The sequence below is a fragment of the Streptomyces javensis genome, assembly GCF_039525925.1.
Lineage (GTDB): Bacteria > Actinomycetota > Actinomycetes > Streptomycetales > Streptomycetaceae > Streptomyces > Streptomyces asiaticus.
Genome location: NZ_BAAAIF010000014.1, coordinates 115368 through 138354, shown reverse-complemented (window position 1 = coordinate 138354; position 22987 = coordinate 115368). Strand labels below are relative to the sequence as shown.

Below are 22987 nucleotides of genomic sequence, written 5' to 3'. Positions count from 1 at the left end.
CGTTGTACACCAAGTGAGATCCACCTAGCACTGATCCGTCGCGCGTCGCACCTGTGCGCCGTGCTCCTTTTCGCTGCGGTCTTCTCACTGGAACCGGTGTATCTCTATGTCCATGAACTGGGCGTTCGTGCCCACCCGCCTGCCGATTGTGCTCCGCCGTAGCCACGGGTGCGCCTCCGGGCGCTTCCGGGTGAAGGGCTTCCGTGCCGACGCGACCGAGCGGCCGGCCTGGCAGTCGCCGTACGGTCCGCCGCTGCCCCGCGCACACCGCGGCCGGTGGGTGCCTGTGCCGGGGTTGGCCACGCCTCGGTCCGCTGTGCGGCGTGGATACCCGTGCGGCCGGTGACGACGGTCCTCATGCGTCCAGACCACCGCGCTTGATCAGCTGACTCGCGATGACATTGCGCTGGATCTCGTTGGTGCCCTCGCCGACGATCATCAGCGGGGCGTCACGGAAGTAGCGCTCGACGTCGAACTCGGTGGAGTAGCCGTAACCACCGTGGATGCGGACGGCGTTCAGCGCGATCCGCATCGCCGTCTCGGAGGCGAAGAGTTTCGCCATGCCGGCCTCCATGTCCACCCGGCGTCCGGCGTCCGCCTCCCGGGCCGCGTAGAGGGTCAGCTGGCGCGCCGCGGTCAGCGAGGTCGCCATGTCGGCCAGGTAGTTGCCGATGGACTGGTGCTGCCAGATCGGCTTGCCGAACGACTCGCGCTCCTGTGCGTAGGCGAGCGCGTCCTCGAATGCCGCCCGGCCCACACCGAGGGCGCGGGCGGCAACCTGGAGGCGGCCGGTCTCCAGGCCCTTCATCATGTGCGCGAAGCCCTTGCCCGCCACGCCTCCGAGCAGTGCGTCGGCGGGTGCCCGGTAGTCCTCGAAGGACAGCTCGCAGCTCTCCACGCCCTTGTAGCCGAGCTTGGGCAGGTCACGCGAGACGGTCAGCCCGGGGCCGTGCTCGGCGAGCAGGATGGAGATGCCCGTGTGCGCGGGGCTCGCGTCCGGGTCGGTCTTGCACAGCAGGGCGATGAGCTGGGACCGGCGGGAGTTGGTGATCCACGTCTTCGCGCCGTTGACCACATAGCCGTCGGCCTCCCCGCGGGCGACGGTGCGCATCGCCTGGAGGTCGGAGCCGCCGCCCGGCTCGGTCAGCGCCATCGTCGCCCGGACCTCACCGGTGGCCATCCTCGGCAGGTAGCGCCGCTTCTGCTCCTCCGTGCCGAAGCGCAGCAGCAGTTTGGCGACGACCGTGTGCCCTCCCATCGCGCCCGCCAGGCTCATCCAGCCACGGGCCAGCTCCTCGGTGATCAGCACATAACACGGGGTGGAGACCGGGGTGCCGCCGTACTCCTCCGGGACGGCGAGTCCGAAGATCCCGAGCGTCTTCATCTGCTCGATGAGGGCTTCGGGGTAGGTGTTGGCGTGCTCCAGCTCCTGGACGACGGGCTTCACCTCCCTGTCGACGAAGTCGTGCACGGTGCGGACGATGAACCGCTCGTCCTCGGACAGGATGTCGAGTGTGCTCATGCGTGATGCTCCTCGTGGGGTGCCGTGGATGCCGTTGCCGCCTCGGGCCGTTCAGATGGCGTGCTCGGTACTGAGGCTTTCGATGTCAGCCGTGCCGTACCCCAACTCGGCCAGGACGCTGCTGGTGTGTTCGCCCGCGGCGGGTACGCCGTCCATGCGCGGGACCGTGCCCGCGAGGTCCACCGGCGGCAGCAGCGCGGGCACGGTTGATCCGCCGGGGATCCGTACACTCCGCCAACGACCGCGGGCTCCGAGCACGGGGTGGGCCAGGAACTCCGCGATGTCGTTGACTCCGGCATTGGCCAGACCCGCCCGGTCCAGCAGTCGCGTCGCCGCTTCGCTGTCGAGTTCTCCGAAGCGGGCGGCCACGATCCCGTTCAGCTCAGCGCGGTGCGCCACACGGTCGGAAGTGGTGGCGAATCGCTGGTCCCCGACGAGGTCGGGCCGCTGAAGGAAGTGCTCGCACAGGGCGGCCCATTCGCGCTCGTTCTGCACCGTGAACAGGACCTCCTTGCCGTCGGCGCAGGCGTAGGCACCGTAGGGGGCGATGGTGGCGTGCTGGGTGCCGATGCGCGGGGGCTGGGTGCCGCCGTGGCGGGTGTAGTACGCGGGCTGGCTGACCCACTCGGCCAGGGCCTCGAACAAGGAGACCTCCACGGCTCTCGCGGTTCCGGTGGTCGCGCGGGTGAACAGAGCGGTGAGGATGCCCGAGTAGGCGTACATGCCGGCGGCGATGTCCGCGATCGACACTCCGACGCGGGCGGAACCGTGCTCATTGCCGGTGAGCGAGACCAGGCCGGTCTGGCACTGCACCAGCAGGTCGTACGCCTTGCGGTCGGCCCATGGGCCGTCGGCCCCGTAGCCGGAGATGGAACAGGGGATCAGCGAGGGGAAGCGCTCCGCCAGGGCCTCGGCGCCGAACCCCATCCGGGCGACCGCCCCCGGGGCCAGGTTCTGTACGAACACGTCCGCCCGGTCGAGCAGTCGCTCCAGGACCGTTCTGCCCGCGTTCGACTTCAGGTCGAGCGTCACGGATTCCTTGGAGCGGTTGAGCCAGACGAAATAGCTGGACTGCCCGTGCACCGTGGTGTCGTACCGGCGGGCGAAGTCACCACCGCCCGGGCGCTCCACCTTGATGACCCGCGCGCCGAGATCCGCCAGCTGACGGGTGGCGAAGGGAGCGGCCACCGCCTGTTCGAGGCTGACGACGGTGATACCGGAAAGCGGCGGACGGTCCGGGTGATCGGTCATGGGGGCCTCCAGGGGGGCGCGGGTCCCGCATCGGGAGTGCCATCATGAACAGGCATCGACCCATTAGTGAAATAGCATTTCGTGATGTCCCCATGCCCGCAGTGGATGCCGCGGAACGGCCGGAAGGAGGGGGAACGCCATGGACGTCAAACAGCTCAAGGCGATCGTCACGGTGGCCGAGGTGGGTAGCGTCACGCGCGCCGCGGAGCTGCTCCATCTGGTCCAGCCCGCCGTCACCCGGCAGATCCGCACCCTGGAGCAGGAGCTCGGTGTCGAGCTCTTCGAGCGGACCGGGCAGGGCATGCGCCCCACCGGAGCGGGGGCGATCATGGTCGACCGGGCGCGGCGCGCCCTGAACGAGCTGGAGCGGGCCCGCGCCGAGGTGCAGCCGGCCCCCGGCGAGGTGGCCGGTATCGTCACCGTCGGCCTGCTGGAGAGCACCAGCGACCTGCTCGCCGAGCCACTGGTGACGGCGATCGCCCGCGATCACCCCGGCATTGAACTCCGGCTGATGACCGCCTACTCCGGGCATCTCCAGCAGTGGCTGGACGACGGCGACCTCGACCTCACCCTGCTCTACAACCTGAACAGCACGCCCTCCCTCAACGCCCTTCCCCTGGCGCGTGAGCGCCTGTGGGCCGTCGCTCCGGCATCCGCCGGACTGCGCGCCGACCGCCCTGTCCCCTTCACGGAAACGGCCGGGCACCCACTGGTCATGCCCACCTCGGGCCATGCGCTGCGCAGTCTGATCGACGCGGCGGCCGCGCGTGCCGAATCCGCCATGAACGTGGTCGTGCAGACCAACTCGATGCACGTGCAGAAGCGACTCGTACTGGCCGGGCACGGCTGGACCGTCCTGCCCGGTCTCGGCATCGCCGAGGACGTGGCGCGGGGCACCCTGAGCGCCGCGCCGCTGAGCGAGCCCGAGGTGTGGCGCTCCATCGTCCTCGTCACCCCGAGGGCCGGACGCACCCCTCCCGGCGTGGAGGCCGTCGCACGAGAACTGGTCCATCAGGTCAACTCGGCTGTCACCCAGGGCAGATGGCCCTCCGCGCGGTTGCCGGGAGCCGAAGCTCCGGCCGGGCTCGAGTGATCTCGCGCTGCGGTTCCTCATGCCCGCTACGCATGGCCACATCAGCTCTTTTTATTACTCTGCCTGCCTCATCAAACCCCATGATGGAGTCCAGACCTTGAACCGGGGCGCTCGTACGCGCTCACCCACCGGACCGTGAGGACACCCAGACCATGCCAGCCACCCCGCCCTCGCTCAAGTCCTATGTGGAGTCATGGACGCCAGGGCCGATCATGGCCGAGGACGCCCTGCCCACCGGCCCGGTGGAAGCCTTCTCGGCGCTGCTGGACCTGCCGGGCGCGGCCGCCGGGGCCGGTGACCCGATCCCGCCACTGTGGCACTGGTTCTACTTCCTCACCTGGCCCGCGCAGCGCGATCTGGGCGCCGACGGCCATCCGTCGCACGGCCACTTCCTGCCGCCTCTTCCCGGTCGGCAGCGCATGTGGGCCGGTGGACGTTGCGAGATTACCGAGCCGCTCCGACTCGGCGAGCCCGCCGAACGCGTCAGCAGCCTCGGCTCGGTCACCGTGAAAGAGGGCCGCACCGGGGAGATGCTCTTCGTCACCGAGCGGCGCGAGTTCCGCCAGCGCGGTCGCATCCGCCTCGTGGAGGAGCAGGACATCGTCTACCGGTCCGGACGCGGCGCCGCACGGCATCCCGTCGCCCTGGACGAGTCCGCCGTCCCCCGCCCCGCCGACCCGTGGCAGCTCCGACTGCGACCGGATCCCGCGCTGCTCTTCCGCTTCAGCGCCCTCACGGCGAACGCCCACCGCATCCACTACGACACGCCGTACGTCCAGCATGAGGAGGGCTACCCCGGGCTGGTGGTCCACGGCCCCCTGCTCGCTCTGCTCATGCTCGAACTGCCTCGCCGCCACTCCCCGGAAGCCCGGGTGCGCTCCCTGTCCTACCGGCTGCGGCGGCCGGTGTTCTCCGGCGAGCACCTCGCGGCCTGCGGTGCTCCCGCCGGTGACCGCGCCGAACTGCGCGTCGCCACCCACCGGGAAGACCGGCACGCCACGGCGGAGGTGACCTTCGCATGAGCACCCTCGCCGAGCGGATCGCCATCGCCAGAAGTCTCCTGTTCGTACCGGGCGACCGGCCCGACCGCTTCGGCAAGGCCGCCGCGTCCGGCGCCGATCTCGTCATCGTCGACCTGGAGGACGCGGTCGCGGCACCGGACAAGGAGCGTGCCCGCGACCACACCGCCGCCTGGCTCGCCCACGGCAACCCCGCGATCGTACGGATCAATCCGCCCGGCACCACCTGGGCCGAAACGGACCTGCGGATGGCGGCGGAGCACGGCAGTCCCGTCATGGTGCCCAAGGCCGAGGACCCCGTCGCCCTCGCGGACCTCGCCGCACGCATCGCCGGACGGTGCGCTCTCGTCCCGCTCATCGAAACAGCGCTCGGCCTCGAGAACGCCCCAGCCGTGTGCGCCACACCCGGTGTCGTACGCGCCGCGTTCGGCAACGTCGACCTCGCCGCACAACTCGGAGTGGCCCCCGACGACCACACGGCGCTGACCTTCGCCCGCTCCAGGCTGGTCCTCGCCTCGGCCGCGGCCGGTATCGCCCCGCCCGTCGACGGCGTCACCACCGCCGTACGCGACGCGGGAGCGCTGCGCGCCGACACCGCCCACGCGCGGCGCCTGGGCTTCACCGGAAAGCTCTGTATCCACCCCGCCCAACCGCGGCTCGTCGCCGAGGGGTTCGCCCCGTCGGCGGAGGAGCTGCGGTGGGCCCGTGCGGTGCTGGACGCCGGTGACTCCGTCACCACGGTGGACGGACGGATGGTCGACAAACCGGTACTGGAACGCGCCCGACGCACCCTGGCCCAGGCCCGCGCACCGCACACCGGCGCCTGACACCGCCGGTCAGACCGCGCGGTGGTCACGAGAGGCAAGCCGTCGGACCGTATTACGGTAATCTTGTCGCTCAAGATGCCGTATGACAGTCGTACGGCTCGACGAAAGAGGGTGTTCGGCATGCCCAGCGCAGAGTTCCCGGCCCCGGAGACGCGTCCCCTGCGGCTCCGGGAGGTCACGATTCCCAACCGTGTCTGGATGTCCCCCATGGCCCAGTACTCCGCCGGGGCCGAGGGGAAGCCGACCGACTGGCACCTCGTGCACTACGGCGCACGTGCGGTCGGCGGCGTTGGCCTGATCATGGTTGAGTCCACGGCCATCGGACCGCGACACCGGACCACCTCGGCGGACCTGGGCATCTGGAACGCGGAGCAGGCGGCCGCGCATCGGCGCCTGACCTCGTTCATCGCCGAGCACGGCGGAGTTCCCGCGGTTCAGCTGATAGCCGCGGGACGAAAGGGTTCGCACCAGGTCCCGTGGGAAGGCGGGGGGCAGAACGGCCCGGTGAGCCCGGCCGACGGCGGCTGGGAGACGATCGGTCCGTCGGCGATTGCGTTCGGGGATCTGGCCGTTCCGCGGGAAGCCACCCGGGCGGACATGGATGAGGCCGTCGAGGCGTTCGCCCATGCGGCGCGGATGGCGCACGAGGCGGGGTACGACGTCGTGGAGATCCACGCCTCGCACGGATACCTGCTGCACCAGTTCCTCTCTCCCCTGGCCAACAGCAGGACGGACGAGTACGGGGGAAGTCTGGAGAACCGGATGCGCCTTCCGCTGCGGGTGGCCCGCGCCGTCCGCGAAGCGTTCCCGGCGAGCAAGCCGGTCTTCGTCCGGATCACCGCCACGGACTGGGCCGACGGCGGCATCTCCGTCGACGAGGCGTCGATCTTCGCCAAGGAGCTCGCGGCCGTGGGCATCGACCTCCTCGACGTCACCTCCGGTGTGCTGGTCCGAGACGCCCGGCCGCCGGCCCGGGACGGAGTCAACGTCGAGTTCGCGAAGACGCTCAAGAAGGCTTCGGGGATCGCGGTCGCCCCGGTCGGCGAGATACGCGACCTGTCGTTGGCCGGCGATGTCGTCGCCGAGGGCCATGCGGATGCCGTGCTCGTCGGGCGCGCTCTGCTCCGGGACCCGTACTTCGCGTTGCGCAATCGGGCCGATGGCCGGTTGGCCTGGCCGAATCAGTACCACCGCGCGGTGTGAGGTCTCCGGCACGAGGACGCCTCCTCGACGGTCGGCCTGGGCAGCCAGGCTTCATATGGGCCATACATATGGACCATACTGCGATACAGTGAATCACAATGCGGCACAAGGAGTCTGCGATGTCGAACCCAAGCGCGACTACGACGACGCGTGCGGTCCAGCGTTCGAATGACACGACGATCCGGTACGCGATCAGTGGTCCGGCCGACGGGCCGACAGTGGTCTTCGTCCACGGCTGGGGATGCGACCGTGATGACTTCGGCGAGGTGAGCGCCTTCCTCCCGGAGGGCTACCGCGTCCTCGCGGTCGATCTCGCCGAGCACGGTGAGTCGAGGTCCACCCGAGATGTCTGGACGATGGAGGAGTTCGCCCGTGATGTGGCGGCCGTGGTGGAGGCCGAGCGGGTGGACACCTGTGTCGTGGTCGGGCACTCGCTCGGCGGGGCGGTGGCCGTCGAAGTCGGCCGACTGCTGCCCGATGTGGTCTCGCACGTGGTCGCGCTCGACGCCCTGCACTATCTCTCGCTGTTCCCCGCACAGGACGAGAACCAGGTCCAGGCGATGCTGGAGTCGTTCGGCGAAGACTTCTCCGCGGGTGTGCGGGGCATGGTCGAGGCGGGTTCACCGGCCGGTACCGACCCGGGGTTGAAGGACGCGTACTTCGAGAAGATGGTGTCCGTGCGGCAGCCCGCGGGCCTGCGGTCACTCGAGGGACTGGTGCGCTGGCACATGGATGAGGCGCTGCGCGAGGTGAAGCAGCCGATCACCGTGTTCGCGGTGCGTGAGATCCTCACGCAAGAGGCGATCGACCGCTACGGCGACCGCATCCGCATCGTGCCCGTCGACCTGGGCAGCCATCACTTCCACCGCGAGTCGCCCGAAGGCACGGCTGAACTCGTGGCCCGGGTGGTGGCCGGATAAGGCCACCACCGGACCACCCCGCTCATGGCTGCCGCTGGGGCCGTCAGGCGGATGAGATCAGCCGGCTGATCTCATCCGCTGCCGCGATGACCAGCTGCGCCAGGTCCTTCTCCCGCGCGCTGTCATAGCGGATCTCCGGCATGGAGAGCGTGAGCGCCGCGATGGGTTGCCCGACCGGGTTCGTGACGGCCGCGGCGATCGAGGAGACGTGCGGGCGGTACCACGACGACGAGATGTTGAGCGCGTACCCGCGTTCGGCGGTCCGGGCGATCTCCTGTCGGAGTTCATCCGAGTCCGGCATGGGGAACTCCGCGAACTCCTCAAGTTCGCGCCGCAGCAACTGGTCGATATCCGCGGCCCCGAGGCGCGCCATGATCGCGACCCCCGCCGAGGTGGCTTGAAGGGGCAGGCGCGTGCCGATGTCGAGAAACACCCGGACGACGTGCGTGCTGTCCTCTCTCGCGACGATGACGTAGTCCTCGCCGTCGCGGAGGCCGAGCTGGACGGTCTCGTCCGTCTCGGCCGCGAGTCGCTTGATGACGGGCCCCGCCACCTCGCGGAGGTCCTGCTCTCCGGCGCCCCGCAGTCCGAGGGTGAGGGCCTTCATCGTCACACCCCATCGCGCGTGCTCGGGGTCGACGACCCGTAGCCAGCCGGCCTGCTGGAGCGTCACCAGGCACCGCTGCGCCGAGCTTTTCGGGATGTGCGTCACGCGGGACAGTTCCGAGACGCCGATCGGCTGTCGGAGGGCGACTTCCTCGAAGACGCGGAGTGTGCTCAGCACGCTGTTCATCGATCGGACGCCGGCGCTCCGTTTGTCCTGGCCGGAGGCGTCCTTGTCGCCCTCTTCTATGCGCATAAGGCAAAGATCCTAGCACCCGGCGTGACCTCATTCCGGCGTGAGCGGGGCCCGGCGCACCCGCCCGATCGACACCTTCCGCTTTACGGCTACACTCGAACTGGATTACATTGCGGCACGGTGTACCGCGACGCGAAACGGAGCCACCATGGAACTCAACGTCGTAGGGGACGTCGTCGTCTCAGGGTCGCCGCGGCGCCCGATCCGGGATCCCGCCCGACCGGGCGACTCGGCCTTCGGCCTGCTCCAGGGCGGTGACCTGACCATCGGCAACCTGGAGGTGCCGCTCACCGCGTCCGGGGAGCGTGCCGAGAAACTGGTGGCGATGCGCGCTCCGACGTCGGGCGCGGCGGAACTGGCGGCTCTCGGCTTCGACCTCATGTCCCTGGCCATGAACCACGCCATGGACTACGGCGCCGAGGGCATGCGCGACACGGTGCGGGCCCTGGACGCCGCGGGAGTCCTGCACGCCGGCTTCGGCGAATCGATCTCCGAGGCGACCCGTCCCCGTGTGGTCTCCCTCGGTGAGAGCAGCCTGGCCTTCTTCAGCTTCTGCTCCGCGCTCCCACTGGGCGCCGACGCCACTGCCGACCGGCCGGGCATCGGGGCGATCCGGGTGCGCCAGAGCTTCGAGTTCGACAGCGGTTTCATGGACGAGACCCCCGGCACGCCTCCCTTCGTGCACTCGAGCGCGCACGAGCCGGACGTCCTGGCGGCCGAGGCTCTGATCCGCGAGGCCACGAAGCACAACGACTTCGTGGTCGTCGCGCTGCACTGGGGCGTTCCGTTCTGCTACCTGCCGACGGCGCAAGGGCCGCTGGCGCGGTACCAGCAGCCCTTGGCGCGGCGCCTGATCCACGCCGGGGCGGACCTCGTCATCGGGCACCACCCGCACTGCCTCCATCCGGTCGAGTTCTACGAACACGGCCTGATCCTCTACTCGACCGGGAACTTCGTCTTCGACTGGTGCGACGGGTGGAGCCCGGATTCGATGGTCGCGAAGGAAGACGCTCATCCCTCCGCTCCCTATCAGCCGGCCCTGTTGAAGGGGCCCTGGTACGAGAGCGCGGTATTCCGGGTGCGGCTGGGAGGGGCCGACGGACCCGAGCTCCGCCTGGACCCCATCGAGCTCGACGCGGACAGTCAGCCGGTCATTCCGACGCCCGAGGCGGCGGCCTCGATCCTCGCCCGGTTCGCCGAGGCGTCGAGGGAGTTGGATCCGTCCATCGTGGTGGACGAGGACGGGCGGGTGCGGCGCCGGGTGGCCGCCGAGACGAACGCCGATGCCTAGGCGCCCCGCCCGGCGGGGTGTCTCGCGCGCCACCGGCGACATTCGACGTAGCTCTCCTTGGAGGAAACATGACTGAAGAACAGCAGCCGTGGCAGTGGGACGAGCCGACCTGGCGCGGGCACGTCGGACGCGTGCGGGCCGGGCGCCGGCTGCGGCCGGAGTCGTGGCCGGGCGGTGCCAGGGTGGCCGTGGCCCTGTCGTTCGACTCCGACCACGAGACGCCCGCGCTGCGCGACGGCGAAACCCTCCCGGGCAAGCTCGCGCAGGGCGAATACGGCGCCCGTGTCGGTGTGCCGAAGATCCTGAAACTGCTCGAACGCTACGATGCGCCGTCGTCGTTCTTCGTGCCCGCCGTCTCCGCCCTGCTCCACGAAGGCGAGGTCAAGTCCTATGTGGATGCCGGGCACGAGGTCGCGCTGCACGGCTGGATCCACGAACGCAACAATCAGCTGCCGCCCGAGGCGGAGCGCGACCTCGCGTTCCGCGCGATGGACACGCTGGAGAAACTCGCCGGGACACGGCCGGTCGGCATCCGCACCCCGTCCTGGGACTTCTCGCCCCACACCCTGGAGATCACCCGCGAGCTGGGCCTGACATACGACTCGTCCCTGATGGCCGACGACGACTGCTACGAGATCGTGGCCGACGGCAAGCCGACCGGCATCGTCGAGCTGCCCCCCGAGTGGATCCGCGACGACCTGGCGTACTTCACGATGGACCGGTTCACCTCGCTGCGGCCGTACACGCCGCCGCGCGGAGTGCTGACGATCTGGCGTGACGAGTTCGACGCCGCCTACGCCGACGGCGGGATCTTCCAGCTCACCATGCACCCCCACTGCATCGGCCATCGCTCGCGGATCGCCGTCCTCACCGAGCTGCTCGACCACATCGCCTCGCACGAGGGCGTCTGGTTCGCCACGCACGCCCAGGTCGTCGACCACGTGCTCACCGAAGCGGAGAAGTGACGCGGGACGGCCTCGTCACGGACGGGGCGAACGGCAACATCCACCAACCCCCGGAAGGAAGGTGCGACCATGACGGACACCAGGGGACGCGTCAAGCGCGAGTTCGAGAAGAACCTGGACCTGGTCACCGAGCTCTCGCACAGCATCAACGCCAATCCTGAGCTGGCTTTCGAGGAGTACGGGACATCGGCGGCGATCATCGCGGCGCTTGAGGACAGCGGTCACTTCACGGTCGAGAAGGGCGTGGCCGACCTGCCGACGGCATTCGTGGCGTCGGCCGGATCCGGCGACCTGGTCTTCGGCGTCTGCGCGGAGATGGACGCCCTCCCCGACATCGGCCACGGCTGTGGTCACAACGTCATCGCCGCGTCGGCCGTGGGTGCGGCGCTGGCGCTGGCCCCGTTCGCCGACGAGCTCGGACTGACGGTACGGGTCTTCGGCACACCCGCCGAGGAAAGCGGGACCGGCAAGGAGATCATGGTGAACCGCGGCGTCTTCGACGGGACCCACGCGGCCATCATGGTTCACCCCTCGCTGAAGGATGTCGTCACCCCGCAGCTCCGCGCCTCGCGGTCGTGGCGCATCACGTACACGGGTCGTGGCGGGCATGCCTCGCGGCCCTGGAGCGCGCTGAACGCCGCCGACGCGACGGTCGTCGCCCAGACCGCCATCGGTCTGCTGCGCCAGCAGCTGCGCGACGGCATCAGGGTGCACCACGTCGTCAAGGAAGCCGGGTCGGCCGTCAACGTCATCGCGGACCGCGCCGTGGTCGACTGCATGATCCGCTGCGACACGATCGACGAGGTCGATGAGGTGTGGGAGCGGGTGCGACGGTGCTTCGACGCCGGAGCCGTCGCCACCGGGACCGGTGTGGAGTTCACGTCCTTGCCGTCCATCTACCGCGAGTTCCGTCATGACCGGGATCTGGCGCCGATCTTCGAGTCCAACGCGAAGGCCATCGGTCGGACCTTCCCCGACTATCCCGACAAGATGTTCGGGTCGACCGACATGGGCAACGTCTCACTGCGGATCCCCGCGCTGCACCCCATGCTCTCGTTCGACCTTCCGACCGAGGAGGGCAATCACACCGCCGCCTTCGCGGCCGCCGCGGCGGGCCACGACGGCGACCGGTTCGTTCGCGACGCCGGACTGGCCATGGCGCTGACGATCGCGGACGTCGCGCGGTCGGAGCCGATCCGCGCGGGACTGATGGCCCGGGCCTCCCATGGCTGAGGGGGCAAGGGCCCGCGGCCGTACGCGGTCAGCCGGAATCGGCCTGCCGGGCGGAGAGTTCGCGGAGCGTGGTCGCCGCGGCATTGCGGACGTGGAGCTCGCACGCCGCACGAGCGGCGTCGGCGTCACCGCGCACGGCCGCGGCGTCGTGGATGGCGGTGAGTTCCCGAACGGTCTCCGGCGCACGTCCCTCGGCCTGCATGGACAACCCGCGCAGCATCTGCACGCGGGCGTGGATGCCGCGCAGGGTCGAATCGATGACCGGATTCACCGCCCCGGCGATGAGGACGCTGTAGAACTCGTCCTTCATCGCCAGCCGCTCGGCCAGGTCGGCATCGGGGTAGGTGCGTGACATCCGCTGAAGCACCTCACCCAGGTCTTCGCGCTGCTCGGCCGTAGCTCGCTCGGCGAAGAGCGCCCCGGCCAGGCCCTCCAGTGCACACCGCACCTCGAAGAGGGCCTTGACGTCGAACGGCGTCAACTCGGTGACGACCGGGCCACGATTGGGCACCGTGGTCACGAGCCCCTCGGATTCGAGCTGTCGCAGAACCTCGCGGATGACCGTCCGGGAGACCTCGTAGCGCGCACACAACCGTGCTTCGACCAGCCGCTCACCTGGTTCGAATTCCGATGCGAGCATGTCCTCACGGAGCAGTTCGAGCACCTGGGACCGCAGTGGCGCAGCCACGCGCTGAACCCGTCGCGTCACCACGCGACTACCTCCCGTTCAAGCCAATTGTCAATAACACCGTAATATACCACGGATGGATTCAAGGCCTTGGCATGACTGAGAATACCGTATTATGGTAATAGGGCCTTGTTGTGCTGGCCGAAGGAGTGCACATGACCACTGTTCAGGAGCCGCAGGAGTACATCGACGACATGGCGCGCAAGCGGGGTTATGTCCTCGATTACCACAAGGTGATGGCCAAGCAGGATTTCGACGTACTGCGGGCCGCCAACGGTCTCGTCGGCGCGGCCTACCTCGACCAGCGAACTCTCGACCGTAAGACGAAGGAGCTCATTTTCATCGTCAGCCTCACGGTGATGCGTGCCTCGAAGGGGCACATCCAGAGCCATATCAAGGTCGCGCTCAGCCTGGGTCTCACTCCGCAGGAGATTCTCGAGGCGATCGAGATCAGTCTGCCCGAGGCGGGCATCGTGGCTTTCCAGACCGGATTCGAGGCCTGGCGTGAGGTCGTCGGGGCTGACGGCCTGGAACCGACCGTGGAGGTCTTCCAGGGCGGTTCCGGCGGCGGTGCCTGACCGTGCGCGAACTCGTCGACCCCCTGGCGATCAGCAGACCCACGATTCAAAAGGTGGAACAGCCGTGACGAACACTGTCACCTTCATCGGCCTCGGCACGATGGGGCGGCCCATGGTCCGCAACCTCGCGCGATCCGTGCCGGTGGCGGTCTTCGACGTCGACTCGAACGCGATCGACGCCGCTGCCCGGAACGAAGGTGTGACGGCGTTGGCCGGTCCCGCCGGCGGGGCCGAGGCCGATGTCGTGATCCTCATGCTTCCGAACAGCGCGATCGTCGAGCGCGTCCTCGGCGACCCGGGGGACGCGGAGAGCTTCGCCGGCCGCCTGCGCCCGGGTGCGCTGGTCATCGACATGGGTTCGTCGGCGCCGCCGGCGACTCGGGAAACGGCCGCTCGGCTCCGGGAGCGCCATGTGGCCATGGTCGACGCCCCGGTCTCCGGCGGTCCCCGCAAGGCCGAGACGGCCGAGCTGACGATCATGGTCGGTGGACCGGCCGAGGACTACGAGCGGGCCCTTCCGCTGCTGCGCGCGATGGGCTCGTCGGTGACGCATGTCGGCCCATCCGGATCCGCGCACGCGCTGAAGGCTCTCAACAACCTGCTGTCGGCCATCGGGCTGGTCGGGGCGCTCGAGGTGCTCACGGCCGGAACCAAGTTCGGTCTGGACCCTCGGACCATGCTCGACGTCATCAACCGGTCCACCGGCCGCAACCAGTCGACCGAGGTCAAGATCGGGCCGGAGGTGCTGGACGGACGGTTCCAGGTCGGGTTCTCCCTCCCGCTGACCGTCAAGGACATCACCACAGCCCTGGAGCTGTCGGCGTCCATGGGCCTGTCACTTGAGGTGTCGGAGGCATGCGTCCAGTTCTGCCGGGCCGCGCTCGCCGACCTTGGCCTTGGTGAGAAGAGCCCGGATCAGTCCGAGATGGCTCGCTACCTGGCGAAGGTGACCGGCGTCGACCTGACCGGATGAGAAGCGCACCGCACGGGTGAGCGGGTGGTCATGCGTAACGCGGACACCGAACAGGGCGTCACGGGTGTCCTGCGTGACCTGCTCCACGACCGGGACCTCGATGCGCTCGCCATCGCCATAGACCCACCTGCCCACCTGCCCACCTGCCCACCTGCCCACCGGCCCAACCCACCGGTCCGGGTGCGTCGTCAGGCACGTCCGGCGCGGCGGGGGCGACTGCCCTGGCCACCGGTGGTGAACCGGGACGGCGGCAGGCCGAAGGCGCGGGTGAAGGCGGTGGTGAAAGCGGCGGGGGAGGCGTAGCCGAGGCGGCCGGCGGCCTCGGTGACAGAAGCGGTACGCAGCAGCGGTACGGCCGCGAGCAGACGGGCGCGGGCCCGCCAGACGGCGGGGCTGTCCCCGGTCTCCGCGCGGAAGCGCCGGGTGAAGGCTCGTTCGCTCCGGGCCGTCCGGCCGGCCCAGACCGCGTTGGTGATGCCGACGTCGGGCGCGGCCAGATACTCCCGGCACAGTTCCGCCAGGTCGGGGGAGGGCGGAAGCGCGACGTGGAAGGGGAGCGGGGTGCGCTCGGCGATCTCGTGCAGCAGAAGCTCGGCGATGCACCCTTCCCGCCCCGACAGGCCGTAGTCGGCCTCGAACTCGACGGCGCTCACGAGGAGTTCGCGAAGCAGCGGTGGTACGTCCACGACCGTGCAGGTGGCGGGCCACCAGGGAACGGCGTCCGGCTCGATGTGAAGACTTCGACGGCGTGCTCTCCCGGACGAAGGGCCGGGCGAGACGCGTGGGCTAGTCCCGCATGATCTCGGGCTCGTGCCGGCGCAGCAGACGCGCCACCGCGAAGCCGCAGATCAGGCCGATCGCCAGGAGCACACCGAGGTCGATGCCCCACTGGGTGACGGTGTGGGCCCACAGCGGATCGAGATCGTCCGGCTTGTCGAGGTTCCAGGGTGGCATGGTGTGCGCGAGGTCGAGGGTGGTTCCGGCGCCGGCGACCGCCCAGCGGGCGGGCATCAGCCAGCCGAGCTGTTCGATGCCCGGAGAGTCGAACAGCTTGAAGAGGACCCCGGTGAAGACGACCTGGACGACGGCGAACATCACGAGCAGCGGCATGGTCTTCTCCGGGGTCCTCACCAGCGCGGAGATGACCAGACCGAAGAGCATGGTGGTGAAGCCCAGCGCGCTGATGACCACGCAGACCTCGACTGCCGTGGGCATGAGCAGCCCCTGGGCGGGCAGTTGGCGGGCGGAGAAGCCGATCGCGCAGATGACGACACTCTGCATCGTGGTGATCAGACCGAGGACGATCACCTTTGACATCAGATACGCGGATCGGGACAGACCCGTGGCCCTCTCCCGTTCGTAGATCACCCGTTCCTTGATCAATTCACGTACGGAGTTGGCCGCGCCGGAGAAGCACATGCCGACGACCAGCACCAGCAGAATGGTTCCGGACTCCTGGTTGTAGCGGAAACCGCTGTCGGGCGGTGGCGGGGCGAGTCCGTATTTCGCCGGAATCAGACAGCTCACCCCGCCCAGCACGGCCGGGAGCAGCAGCATCAGCGCCATGAAGCCCTTGTCGGAGGCGATGACCGACACATAGCGGCGCATCAGCGTCCACAACTGGCCGAGCCAGCCCTGTGGTTTGGGTTGCAGAGCCCGTGCGCGCGGCTGGGCCGCGGGGGCGCCCCGCTGCGGCGGTGCGGCCGAGTCGATCTCCGCGATGCACCGGCCGTACTGCCGGGAAGCCCGCCAGCGCCCGCCCCAGTCGTCCTCGCGGTGGTTCTCGAAGGCGGAGAAGACATCGGCCCAGCTGTCGTGACCGAAGTAGTCCAGGGCCTCGCCCGGGGGGCCGAAGTACGCCACGGAGCCGTCGGGGGCCATGACCAACACCCGGTCGCAGAGGGAGAGTTCGGCGACCGAGTGCGTCACCACCAGCACGGTGCGGCCGTCGTCGGCGAGTTCCCGCAGCAACTTCATGACATCGCGGTCCAGGCCCGGGTCCAGACCGGAGGTGGGCTCGTCGAGGAAGAGCAGGGAGGGCTTGGTGAGCAGTTCCAGCGCCACGGACACCCGCTTGCGCTGACCGCCGGAGAGCGAGGCGACCTTCTTGGCCCGGTGGACGTCGAGTTTGAGTTCCTGGAGCACCTCGTCGATACGGGCCTTGCGCTCGGCCGCCTTGGTGTCACCGGGGAAGCGGAGCTTGGCGGCGTACTTCAGAGCGGTGTCGACGGTCAGTTCCTTGTGCAGGATGTCATCCTGCGGGACCAGGCCGATACGGCGGCGCAACTCGGCGAACTGGGCGTAGAGATCGCGGTGGTCGTAGAGCACCTGACCACGGTCGGCGGGCCGGTAGCCGGTGAGTGCGCGCAGCAGCGTGGACTTCCCGGAGCCCGACGGCCCGATCACCGCGACCAGCGACTTCTCGGGGACACCGAATGAGACGTCGTTGAGGATGGTCTTGCCGCGCCCGACGGTCACCGTCAGGTTGCGGGCGGTGAAGGACACCTCACCGGTGTCGACGAACTCCTCCAGCCGGTCTCCGGCGAGACGGAAGGTGGAGTGGCCGACGCCGACGATGTCGTACGGGCCGATGACCTGGCGGTGCACGGGCTGCCCGTTGACATAGGTGCCGTTGTGACTGCCGAGGTCGACGATTTCGAAGCGTCCGCCGGGCAGCGGCCGGAACTCCGCGTGGTGGCGGGAGACATACGGGCCCTCCACCACGAGTTCGTTGTCCGGCGCGCGACCGATGCGCAGCCGTTGTCCCAGGTCGAGTCGGTGGACACCCGAGGGGTCCCGGTCGATGGACAGGGCCGCGGCGGCTCCACCGGGACCGGCCGCGGGTCCTTCGGGCCGGTCGGCTGCCCGGGCGTCGCCCGCGTCCACGGGAGTACGGGGGGCCGCGGCACGGGTGAGGTCGGATGCCGCGGGGTGGGGGAGGGGCCGGAACAGGCCGTCGCCATGGGCCGCTGCCGCCGCCCCGGCGGGGGCGACGGGGGCCTCGCCCGCCCGGGGACCGGGCACTACCGGGGGTGTGGGGGCGGGTGCTACCGGGGATGCGGGGGCGGGCGCCGCCGACGTGCCCCGATCCGTGGCATCCCGCCGGGCCTGGGGACCCGCCTCGCCCTGGTGCAGCCCCGCGCGCATCCGAGCGTCGGCACGGACCTGAGCGTCGGCACGCACCTGGGCGTCACCCACCGCCGCCGGGGCTCCGGTGAAGTCCAGCCGCATGCCGGTGGTGACGTTTCCCAGCCGGATGATCGAACCGTGGCCGATCTCGATCCGCTGGATACGACGCCCTTCGGCGAACGTGCCGTTCGCGCTGCCGAGATCTTCGATGACCCATGTCCCGCCGTCACAACGGATCGTCAGGTGCCGCCGGGAGACCCGGCGGTCGATGAACGAGATGTCGGCCTGCTGGTCGCGCCCGATGGTGTAGCTCCGGGACGGGTCCAGGGTCCAGGTGCGTCCATTGGCATGCAGTACAAGTTCCGGCACGTCTGCCCCAAGTCGGTCGTGTGCACCGAGGCCGTCTGCGTGAGGGCGGAGGACGGCTCGGACGGTTCCTGCGGTTCCGGCGTGCGCCCGGACGTCCCGGGCGCGGATGGGCGTCATACGGGCTGCGGCGCGAGGTGGTCGGGCATCACGGCGGTGTGTCCTCGGGGAGTCGGAGTTGGGGTCGGGGTCGGGGTCGGGGTCGGGGGCGGAGCCAGCGTCAGGGTCGGGGTCGGAAACCGAGTCGGTCGACCGGGTGTACGGCCCGGACCGGGGCACATCGAAGCCTACGGTCATGGCCGGTATGGAAGAGGGCGCGGGACACACGGAGGTTGCGCGTCATGGCGCGCCGCCGGGGATTCCGGGGCCGGACGGCCGCCGCTGGTGATGACGGTGGCGTGAGCGCCTTGAACAGGTGGCCACACCCGTCGTATCGTTCCGATCCGGATCGGAACGTTATAAGGAGTGACCACTATGCGAGCAGCTGTCGTGCGGCCGTCCGGGGCGCTTGGCGTGATCGAGGTGCCAGAGCCGGAGCCCGGGCCCGGCCAGGTACTCGTCGAGGCCGAAGTGATCGGCGCGGGCTATGTCGACGTCATGCTCAGCCGGGGCGAGTACCGCGGCATTCCCGGCCCGGGCTCCGTGCCGGGGGTGGAAGTCGTCGGCCGAGTGCGGGCGGCCGGACCGGGTGCGCCCGGCGATCTGGTCGGTCGTCGGGTGCTGGCCATGCCCGGCTTCGGCGGTTACGCCGAGCGAGTCGTCGTCGACGCGGACCGGGTCCTGCCGGTGGAGCGGGAGGCCGACGCCGCCGAGGCGGTCGGGCTGGGCGTGAACGCGCTCGTCGCCGAGACCGCGCTGTACCGGGCGGGGGTGGCGGCGGGCGAACAGGTTCTCGTCCGCGGTGCGGGCGGCGGAATCGGTTCGCTCGCAACGCAGCTGGCGTCCGCCCGTGGGGCCGAGGTCACCGCGGTCACCTCCTCGGCGGCGCGTGGCGAGCGGCTGCTGGAGTTGGGCGCATCGCGGATCGTGGACCGGACCGGCTCCGCCGTCCCCGACCGGACCTACGACGTGATCGTGGACACGGTCGCGGGCCCGGACACCGGCCGGTATCTGAGACTGCTGCGCGACAACGGACGCCATGTGATGTGCGGCGGCGTCGCCGGTGCTCCGGACGAGGACCTTCTCGCGGCGCTGCTGGGCGACTTCCACAAGTCGCCGACGCTGCTGGCGCTCAGTCTGAACTCGCTGACACCACGAGAGTTGCTCCGCTCCTGGCAGGAGATCACGGCGCTGTGGACCAAGGGCTCGCTCTCGCCCGTGCTTTACCGGCGTCTCGCGCTCACCGACGCCCAGCAAGCCCTGGAGCTGCTGGAACGCGGAACGCCGTTCGGCAAGGTGGTGCTGGTCCCTCGGTAAGGTGGGCGGATCACGGCGGCAGCAGGGAGGCGCGATGGCACGCCGACGCGACGAGCGCATCGACCGCGCCGTGCTGGCCGCGGTGTCCGAACTGGTGCGGGAGGTCGGCTACTCGGCGCTGACCATGGAGGCCGTCGCCGCCCGCGCGGGCACCACCAAACCGGCCATCCGCCGCCGCTGGAGGAGTCGGCCGCACCTGGTCGTCGCGGCCATGGCGGACGAACGGGTCGGGGTGGTGGAAATCGACACCGGCTGTCTGCACTGCGACATCGTCGGGCACCTGGAGGCGCTGCGCGTCGGCATGGCCGATCCCGCCCTCGGCCGCGTGATCCCCGCACTGCTGGCCGACCTCGCCGACGATCCCCGGCTGCACGAGGAATTCCTCGCCATCGTCTGGGAACCCCGCAGGAATGCCTGCGCGGTCTCGCTGCGCAGAGCGCGGGAACGCGGCGAGGTGGTAAAGGACCTCGATGTCGACCTCCTGCTGGACCTGTTCGCCGCGCCCGTCGTCTTCCGGGCGTTGTTTCGCCATGCCGAGCTGGGGCCGGACCTCGCCGAACTCGTCACCCACGCCGTGCTCGTCGGGGTGGGTGACAGCAGGGCGTCCTACTGCACGAACCCGGCTGGTCAGGCGAGCTCGCGCGGCACGGCACCGCGTTCGCCGTTCGCCACCTGATACTGGGCGATTATCGACAGACAGAGCGCGGACAGTGTGTCGTGGCGGAGCCGTCCGCCGATTTCCAGAGCCTCCCGCAGATCGGTGAGGGAGGCAGTCGGCTCGCCCCGCAGATGCTGGATGGTGCCGCGCAGCAGAAGCAGCCGGGCGAGCAGTTCCGGGCGGCCCCGGCCGTGCTCCAGCTCCACCGCCTCGTCGGCGTGGCGGAGTGCGGCGTCGCCGTCGGCGTCCCGGGCCGCCAGCGCGGTCGCCGCCGCCAGGGCGACAGCGCGGTAGACCGAGTCCGGCGCGGCGCGGTCGAGGGCCTGTGCCACCAGGTCGGCGGTGCCGGTGACCCGCCCATCGGCCGTGTCGACGGCGGCGAGCGCACTGGCCAGCAGCAGTTGGCGTTCGTCCGCACCGGCTCGCAGCCGGTGCAGCGCATGCGTCAGATGGGTACGCTCCCTCGCCAGCCGTTCCAGCGTGGCGGAGGGGACCACGGCCTCACCATGCAGCGGCAGGCATATCGCGGTCAGCCAGCTGACCAGCCGTTCATACGCCCCGGTTTCCTCGCCCTCGGCGATGAGCCTGTCGTGTCCGAAGCAGCGCATGGACTCCAGGAGCCGGAACCGGGTGGGACCGCTGGGGTCGGCCACCGGAGTGATGACGGACTTGGCCTCCAGGCCGACGAGGAGCCGCGGTATCGCGGCGTCCGGGCCGGGCAGGTCGGCGGCGACCGCCGCGGCGGCGTCCGGGCCGAAGTCGCCGGAGAGTACCGACAGCCTGCGCAGCAGCGCCCGTTCCTCCGGGCTCAGCAGGGCGTAGCCCCACTCCAGCGAGGCACGCAGGCTCTGGTGCCGGTCGTCCGCGAGCCGCCAGCCGCTGGTCAGCAGGGTGAGCCGGTCCTCGAGCCGGGTCACGATCTCGGCCGGTGGGAAGACCCGGACCAGCCGGGCGGCCATCTCGATGGGGAGCGGCAGCCCGTCCAGCCGGGCGCAGATCTCGCCGACGTGTGCCGCGTTGTCGTGGGTGAGCCGGAAGCCGGGCACGACGGCGCGGGCCCGGTCCACGAAGAGCGTGACCGCGTCGGAGCGCAGGCACGCGTCGAGCACGGTGTCGGACCCGGAGTCGGACCCGGACCCGGAGTCGGGCAGGGGCAGACCGGCCACCGAGTAGACGGTCTCACCGGGCAGTTGGAGCGCCTCGCGGCTGGTGGCCAGCACCCGCAGCCGCGGCCGGCCCGGCAGCAACTCGGTCAGCAGCCTCCCGCAGCCGTCCAGCACATGTTCGCAGTCGTCGAGCAGGAGGAACTGGTCCCGGCCGGTGCTCTCGGGGCCGTCGGAGGCGGCGGCGGTGGAGGGCGGCGTGGCGCCGGGCGGCTCGCCGAGCGCGGCCAGCACCTGCCGACGGATCTCGTCGGGCTCGGTGTGGGAGCCGAGCCGCACCACCGACGCCACGCGGCGTTTGCCACGGACCTCCTGACCGGCCAGTTCCAGCGCCAGCCGGCTCTTGCCGATCCCGGCGGGGCCGGTCAGTGTCAGCAGCCGTACGCCGTCCAGCAGCCGGGCCAGCTCCATCAGCTCGTCGGTGCGGCCCACGAGGCTGCTCAGCTGGGTCAGCGGTCCACCGCCCAGCGCGGTGTCCATGCCGCCCGCCTTCTGCCTCGACCGATAGGCGCGCTGTCGGCAGGCGTTGGAACAGTAGCGTGCCCGGGGAAGGGACCCGCCGGACCGGGCCGGTCTGGACAGCGGTTCACCGCAGGTGTCGCATCTGGCAGTGGACAATGGTCACCCACCTTCGCATCACCAGGGGTAGGAAGAAGCACTGACGTTCCGGGGGGCCAGGGGACCATCCGGGCGATGGCGCCGAGCGCGGCGCCGGAGTCACCGAGTCCGGCCGGACGCACGGTCGGCCGCCCATTCGAGCCGCCCGTCACGCGCGTGTTCAGCGTGCGTTCGATCGACCGCATCAGGGCCGGACCGGCGTCGACCAGCCCACCGCCCACGACGATCACGCGCGGACCCACGGCATGGCTCACGGCGTCCAGCATTCCGCCGACGTAGGCGCCGACCCGCTCCAGGACGGCGTGTGCCTCACGGTCTCCCGACCTGACCGCGGCCATCAGCTCCGGCAGGTCCGCCGCCGTACCTCCGGCGGCGCGGTAGGCGTCGAGTACGGCCCCTATCGAGGCCACCGTCTCCAGGCACCCGGTCCCACCGCACTCGCAGGGCGCGCCGTCCGGTTCCACGGTGATGTGGCCGAACTCCCCGGAGCGGCCGTGAGCGCCCCGGTGGAGTGCGCCGGCCACCACGAGTGCGCCGCCGACCCGGTGCGACAACCGCAGGTACAGCACGTCCCGTTCGCCGGCCGCCGCGCCCCAGATCGTCTCGGCCAGTGCCGCCAACCGGGCATTGTTGTCGATCAGCACCCGCGCACCGAAGCGCTCGCGGACCAGCTCCGAAACCGTGTGGTGCCGGGACGTCCGCATGGGGCCGTGGTCCGGCGCGCCGACCGGTCCGACCACCCCGACGCCGATGCCGTTCGGCGCGCCGGACCGCAGCGCCCCGCTCGTCAGGGTGTCCGCCAGCCGCCATGCGATGTCCACACGGGCCCGCCACGGCGTGTCGGCGCCGTGTGCCTCCCCCACGGCGCCGGCGATCTCGCGTGACGCGTCCATCGTGGCCACCCGAACCGCCCGCCGCGCGAACTCGATGCCGAGCAGCAGACCGGTTCCGGGGTTCACGGTCAGCACCTCGGCCGGGCGGCCCCGCTTGCGCCGGGCCGCTGCCGGTATCGAGGCGAGCACGGTGCCGTTGTCCATGAGCGCTCCGACGACGTCGTGGAGCACGGTGCGGGACAGCCCGCACAGGGTCCCCAACTCGCTCCGTGTCAGCGGGCCGTGTTCCCGCAACAGGCGCAGCACCAGGGTCTTGTGGGAGGCGGAGGCCCGTGTCCTCTCGGTCAGCATGGCGGCAGGGTCCCCTCTGTGAACACGGCTG

At 70.3% G+C, this 22987-nt stretch carries 19 protein-coding genes and 1 pseudogene; 12 read left to right on the top strand and 8 right to left on the bottom strand.

Annotated features, from left to right (window positions below; all coding sequences use genetic code 11):
* Positions 1 to 355: 355 nt before the first annotated feature.
* Both ABD329_RS15755 and ABD329_RS15750 read right to left on the bottom strand, forming a co-directional pair.
* Positions 356 to 1522, bottom strand: coding sequence for an acyl-CoA dehydrogenase family protein (locus ABD329_RS15755; RefSeq protein ID WP_198275215.1), 1167 nt, complete (start codon positions 1520 to 1522; stop codon positions 356 to 358).
* A gap of 51 nt (positions 1523 to 1573) precedes the next feature.
* On the bottom strand, positions 1574 to 2773 hold the full coding sequence (locus tag ABD329_RS15750; protein ID WP_198275216.1) for a CaiB/BaiF CoA transferase family protein: 1200 nt from the start codon (positions 2771 to 2773) through the stop codon (positions 1574 to 1576).
* A 139-nt stretch (positions 2774 to 2912) separates the two neighbouring features.
* Between ABD329_RS15750 and ABD329_RS15745 the strand changes: the two genes are divergently transcribed.
* The 5 genes from ABD329_RS15745 (at position 2913) to ABD329_RS15725 (ending at position 7835) form a co-directional block, all read left to right on the top strand.
* A complete protein-coding gene (locus tag ABD329_RS15745; RefSeq protein WP_198275217.1) occupies positions 2913 to 3866 on the top strand; it encodes a LysR family transcriptional regulator in 954 nt (317 codons plus the stop codon).
* A gap of 152 nt (positions 3867 to 4018) precedes the next feature.
* Positions 4019 to 4888 (top strand): HTD2 family dehydratase, encoded by an 870-nt coding sequence (locus tag ABD329_RS15740; protein WP_198275218.1) that lies wholly within the window; start codon positions 4019 to 4021, stop codon positions 4886 to 4888.
* Positions 4885 to 5712 carry an HpcH/HpaI aldolase/citrate lyase family protein gene (locus tag ABD329_RS15735; RefSeq protein WP_198275219.1) on the top strand — a complete coding sequence of 276 codons (828 nt, stop codon included), beginning with the start codon at positions 4885 to 4887 and terminating at the stop codon, positions 5710 to 5712. Before ABD329_RS15740 ends, ABD329_RS15735 begins: the two co-directional genes overlap by 4 nt.
* A 120-nt stretch (positions 5713 to 5832) precedes the next feature.
* Positions 5833 to 6915, top strand: a complete 1083-nt coding sequence (locus tag ABD329_RS15730) for an NADH:flavin oxidoreductase/NADH oxidase (protein WP_198275220.1) — start codon at positions 5833 to 5835, stop codon at positions 6913 to 6915.
* 119 nt (positions 6916 to 7034) lie between these two features.
* Positions 7035 to 7835, top strand: a complete 801-nt coding sequence (locus ABD329_RS15725) for an alpha/beta fold hydrolase (RefSeq protein WP_198275221.1) — start codon at positions 7035 to 7037, stop codon at positions 7833 to 7835.
* A gap of 43 nt (positions 7836 to 7878) precedes the next feature.
* Here the strand turns inward: ABD329_RS15725 and ABD329_RS15720 are convergent, their stop codons facing one another.
* A complete protein-coding gene (locus tag ABD329_RS15720) occupies positions 7879 to 8694 on the bottom strand; it encodes an IclR family transcriptional regulator (protein ID WP_198275222.1) in 816 nt (271 codons plus the stop codon).
* Positions 8695 to 8842: 148 nt separating this feature from the next.
* Between ABD329_RS15720 and ABD329_RS15715 the strand changes: the two genes are divergently transcribed.
* The 3 genes from ABD329_RS15715 to ABD329_RS15705 all read left to right on the top strand — a co-directional run bounded on the left by ABD329_RS15715 (position 8843) and on the right by ABD329_RS15705 (position 12183).
* Positions 8843 to 9985: a CapA family protein gene (locus ABD329_RS15715; RefSeq protein ID WP_198275223.1), complete on the top strand. Its 1143-nt coding sequence runs from the start codon at positions 8843 to 8845 to the stop codon at positions 9983 to 9985.
* Positions 9986 to 10053: 68 nt separating this feature from the next.
* A complete protein-coding gene (locus tag ABD329_RS15710; RefSeq protein WP_198275224.1) occupies positions 10054 to 10950 on the top strand; it encodes a polysaccharide deacetylase family protein in 897 nt (298 codons plus the stop codon).
* Positions 10951 to 11019: 69 nt separating this feature from the next.
* Positions 11020 to 12183, top strand: a complete 1164-nt coding sequence (locus ABD329_RS15705; protein ID WP_198275225.1) for a M20 family metallopeptidase — start codon at positions 11020 to 11022, stop codon at positions 12181 to 12183.
* A gap of 28 nt (positions 12184 to 12211) precedes the next feature.
* On the opposite strand, the gene ABD329_RS15700 is transcribed toward ABD329_RS15705, so the two are convergent.
* Positions 12212 to 12871, bottom strand: a complete 660-nt coding sequence (locus ABD329_RS15700) for a GntR family transcriptional regulator (RefSeq protein ID WP_309142599.1) — start codon at positions 12869 to 12871, stop codon at positions 12212 to 12214.
* A gap of 155 nt (positions 12872 to 13026) precedes the next feature.
* Here ABD329_RS15700 and ABD329_RS15695 point away from each other — a divergent pair, with 155 nt between their 5' ends.
* A complete protein-coding gene (locus ABD329_RS15695) occupies positions 13027 to 13449 on the top strand; it encodes a carboxymuconolactone decarboxylase family protein (protein ID WP_198275226.1) in 423 nt (140 codons plus the stop codon).
* Positions 13450 to 13513: 64 nt separating this feature from the next.
* Positions 13514 to 14422: an NAD(P)-dependent oxidoreductase gene (locus tag ABD329_RS15690; RefSeq protein ID WP_198275227.1), complete on the top strand. Its 909-nt coding sequence runs from the start codon at positions 13514 to 13516 to the stop codon at positions 14420 to 14422.
* 188 nt (positions 14423 to 14610) lie between these two features.
* Here the strand turns inward: ABD329_RS15690 and ABD329_RS15685 are convergent.
* Both ABD329_RS15685 and ABD329_RS15680 read right to left on the bottom strand, forming a co-directional pair.
* A pseudogene (locus tag ABD329_RS15685) lies at positions 14611 to 15165 on the bottom strand (helix-turn-helix domain-containing protein); the annotation flags it as partial.
* 43 nt (positions 15166 to 15208) lie between these two features.
* Positions 15209 to 17920: an ABC transporter ATP-binding protein/permease gene (locus ABD329_RS15680; protein WP_344316509.1), complete on the bottom strand. Its 2712-nt coding sequence runs from the start codon at positions 17918 to 17920 to the stop codon at positions 15209 to 15211.
* A 471-nt stretch (positions 17921 to 18391) separates the two neighbouring features.
* On the opposite strand from ABD329_RS15680, the gene ABD329_RS15675 reads away from it, so the two are divergent.
* Both ABD329_RS15675 and ABD329_RS15670 read left to right on the top strand, forming a co-directional pair.
* Positions 18392 to 19333: a quinone oxidoreductase family protein gene (locus ABD329_RS15675; RefSeq protein WP_198277949.1), complete on the top strand. Its 942-nt coding sequence runs from the start codon at positions 18392 to 18394 to the stop codon at positions 19331 to 19333.
* A gap of 34 nt (positions 19334 to 19367) precedes the next feature.
* On the top strand, positions 19368 to 20009 hold the full coding sequence (locus tag ABD329_RS15670) for a TetR/AcrR family transcriptional regulator (RefSeq protein WP_198277950.1): 642 nt from the start codon (positions 19368 to 19370) through the stop codon (positions 20007 to 20009).
* Here the strand turns inward: ABD329_RS15670 and ABD329_RS15665 are convergent.
* Positions 19961 to 21634, bottom strand: a complete 1674-nt coding sequence (locus tag ABD329_RS15665) for an ATP-binding protein (protein WP_198277951.1) — start codon at positions 21632 to 21634, stop codon at positions 19961 to 19963. The two genes, ABD329_RS15670 and ABD329_RS15665, sit on opposite strands and share 49 nt — an antisense overlap.
* Entirely contained in the window at positions 21604 to 22956 is a 1353-nt protein-coding gene (locus ABD329_RS15660; RefSeq protein WP_198277952.1) for an ROK family transcriptional regulator, read from the bottom strand. The genes ABD329_RS15665 and ABD329_RS15660 overlap by 31 nt, the downstream gene beginning before the upstream one ends.
* Between the last annotated feature and the right edge of the window lie 31 nt (positions 22957 to 22987).

Bases quoted from the DNA above. Each gene is read 5' to 3' on its own strand.
- ABD329_RS15755 (WP_198275215.1), bottom strand. From the start codon at position 1,522: ATGAGCACACTCGACATCCTGTCCGAGGACGAGCGGTTCATCGTCCGC.
- ABD329_RS15750 (WP_198275216.1), bottom strand. From the start codon at position 2,773: ATGACCGATCACCCGGACCGTCCGCCGCTTTCCGGTATCACCGTCGTC.
- ABD329_RS15745 (WP_198275217.1), top strand. From the start codon at position 2,913: ATGGACGTCAAACAGCTCAAGGCGATCGTCACGGTGGCCGAGGTGGGT.
- ABD329_RS15740 (WP_198275218.1), top strand. From the start codon at position 4,019: ATGCCAGCCACCCCGCCCTCGCTCAAGTCCTATGTGGAGTCATGGACG.
- ABD329_RS15735 (WP_198275219.1), top strand. From the start codon at position 4,885: ATGAGCACCCTCGCCGAGCGGATCGCCATCGCCAGAAGTCTCCTGTTC.
- ABD329_RS15730 (WP_198275220.1), top strand. From the start codon at position 5,833: ATGCCCAGCGCAGAGTTCCCGGCCCCGGAGACGCGTCCCCTGCGGCTC.
- ABD329_RS15725 (WP_198275221.1), top strand. From the start codon at position 7,035: ATGTCGAACCCAAGCGCGACTACGACGACGCGTGCGGTCCAGCGTTCG.
- ABD329_RS15720 (WP_198275222.1), bottom strand. From the start codon at position 8,694: ATGCGCATAGAAGAGGGCGACAAGGACGCCTCCGGCCAGGACAAACGG.
- ABD329_RS15715 (WP_198275223.1), top strand. From the start codon at position 8,843: ATGGAACTCAACGTCGTAGGGGACGTCGTCGTCTCAGGGTCGCCGCGG.
- ABD329_RS15710 (WP_198275224.1), top strand. From the start codon at position 10,054: ATGACTGAAGAACAGCAGCCGTGGCAGTGGGACGAGCCGACCTGGCGC.
- ABD329_RS15705 (WP_198275225.1), top strand. From the start codon at position 11,020: ATGACGGACACCAGGGGACGCGTCAAGCGCGAGTTCGAGAAGAACCTG.
- ABD329_RS15695 (WP_198275226.1), top strand. From the start codon at position 13,027: ATGACCACTGTTCAGGAGCCGCAGGAGTACATCGACGACATGGCGCGC.
- ABD329_RS15675 (WP_198277949.1), top strand. From the start codon at position 18,392: ATGCGAGCAGCTGTCGTGCGGCCGTCCGGGGCGCTTGGCGTGATCGAG.
- ABD329_RS15670 (WP_198277950.1), top strand. From the start codon at position 19,368: ATGGCACGCCGACGCGACGAGCGCATCGACCGCGCCGTGCTGGCCGCG.
- ABD329_RS15665 (WP_198277951.1), bottom strand. From the start codon at position 21,634: ATGGACACCGCGCTGGGCGGTGGACCGCTGACCCAGCTGAGCAGCCTC.
- ABD329_RS15660 (WP_198277952.1), bottom strand. From the start codon at position 22,956: ATGCTGACCGAGAGGACACGGGCCTCCGCCTCCCACAAGACCCTGGTG.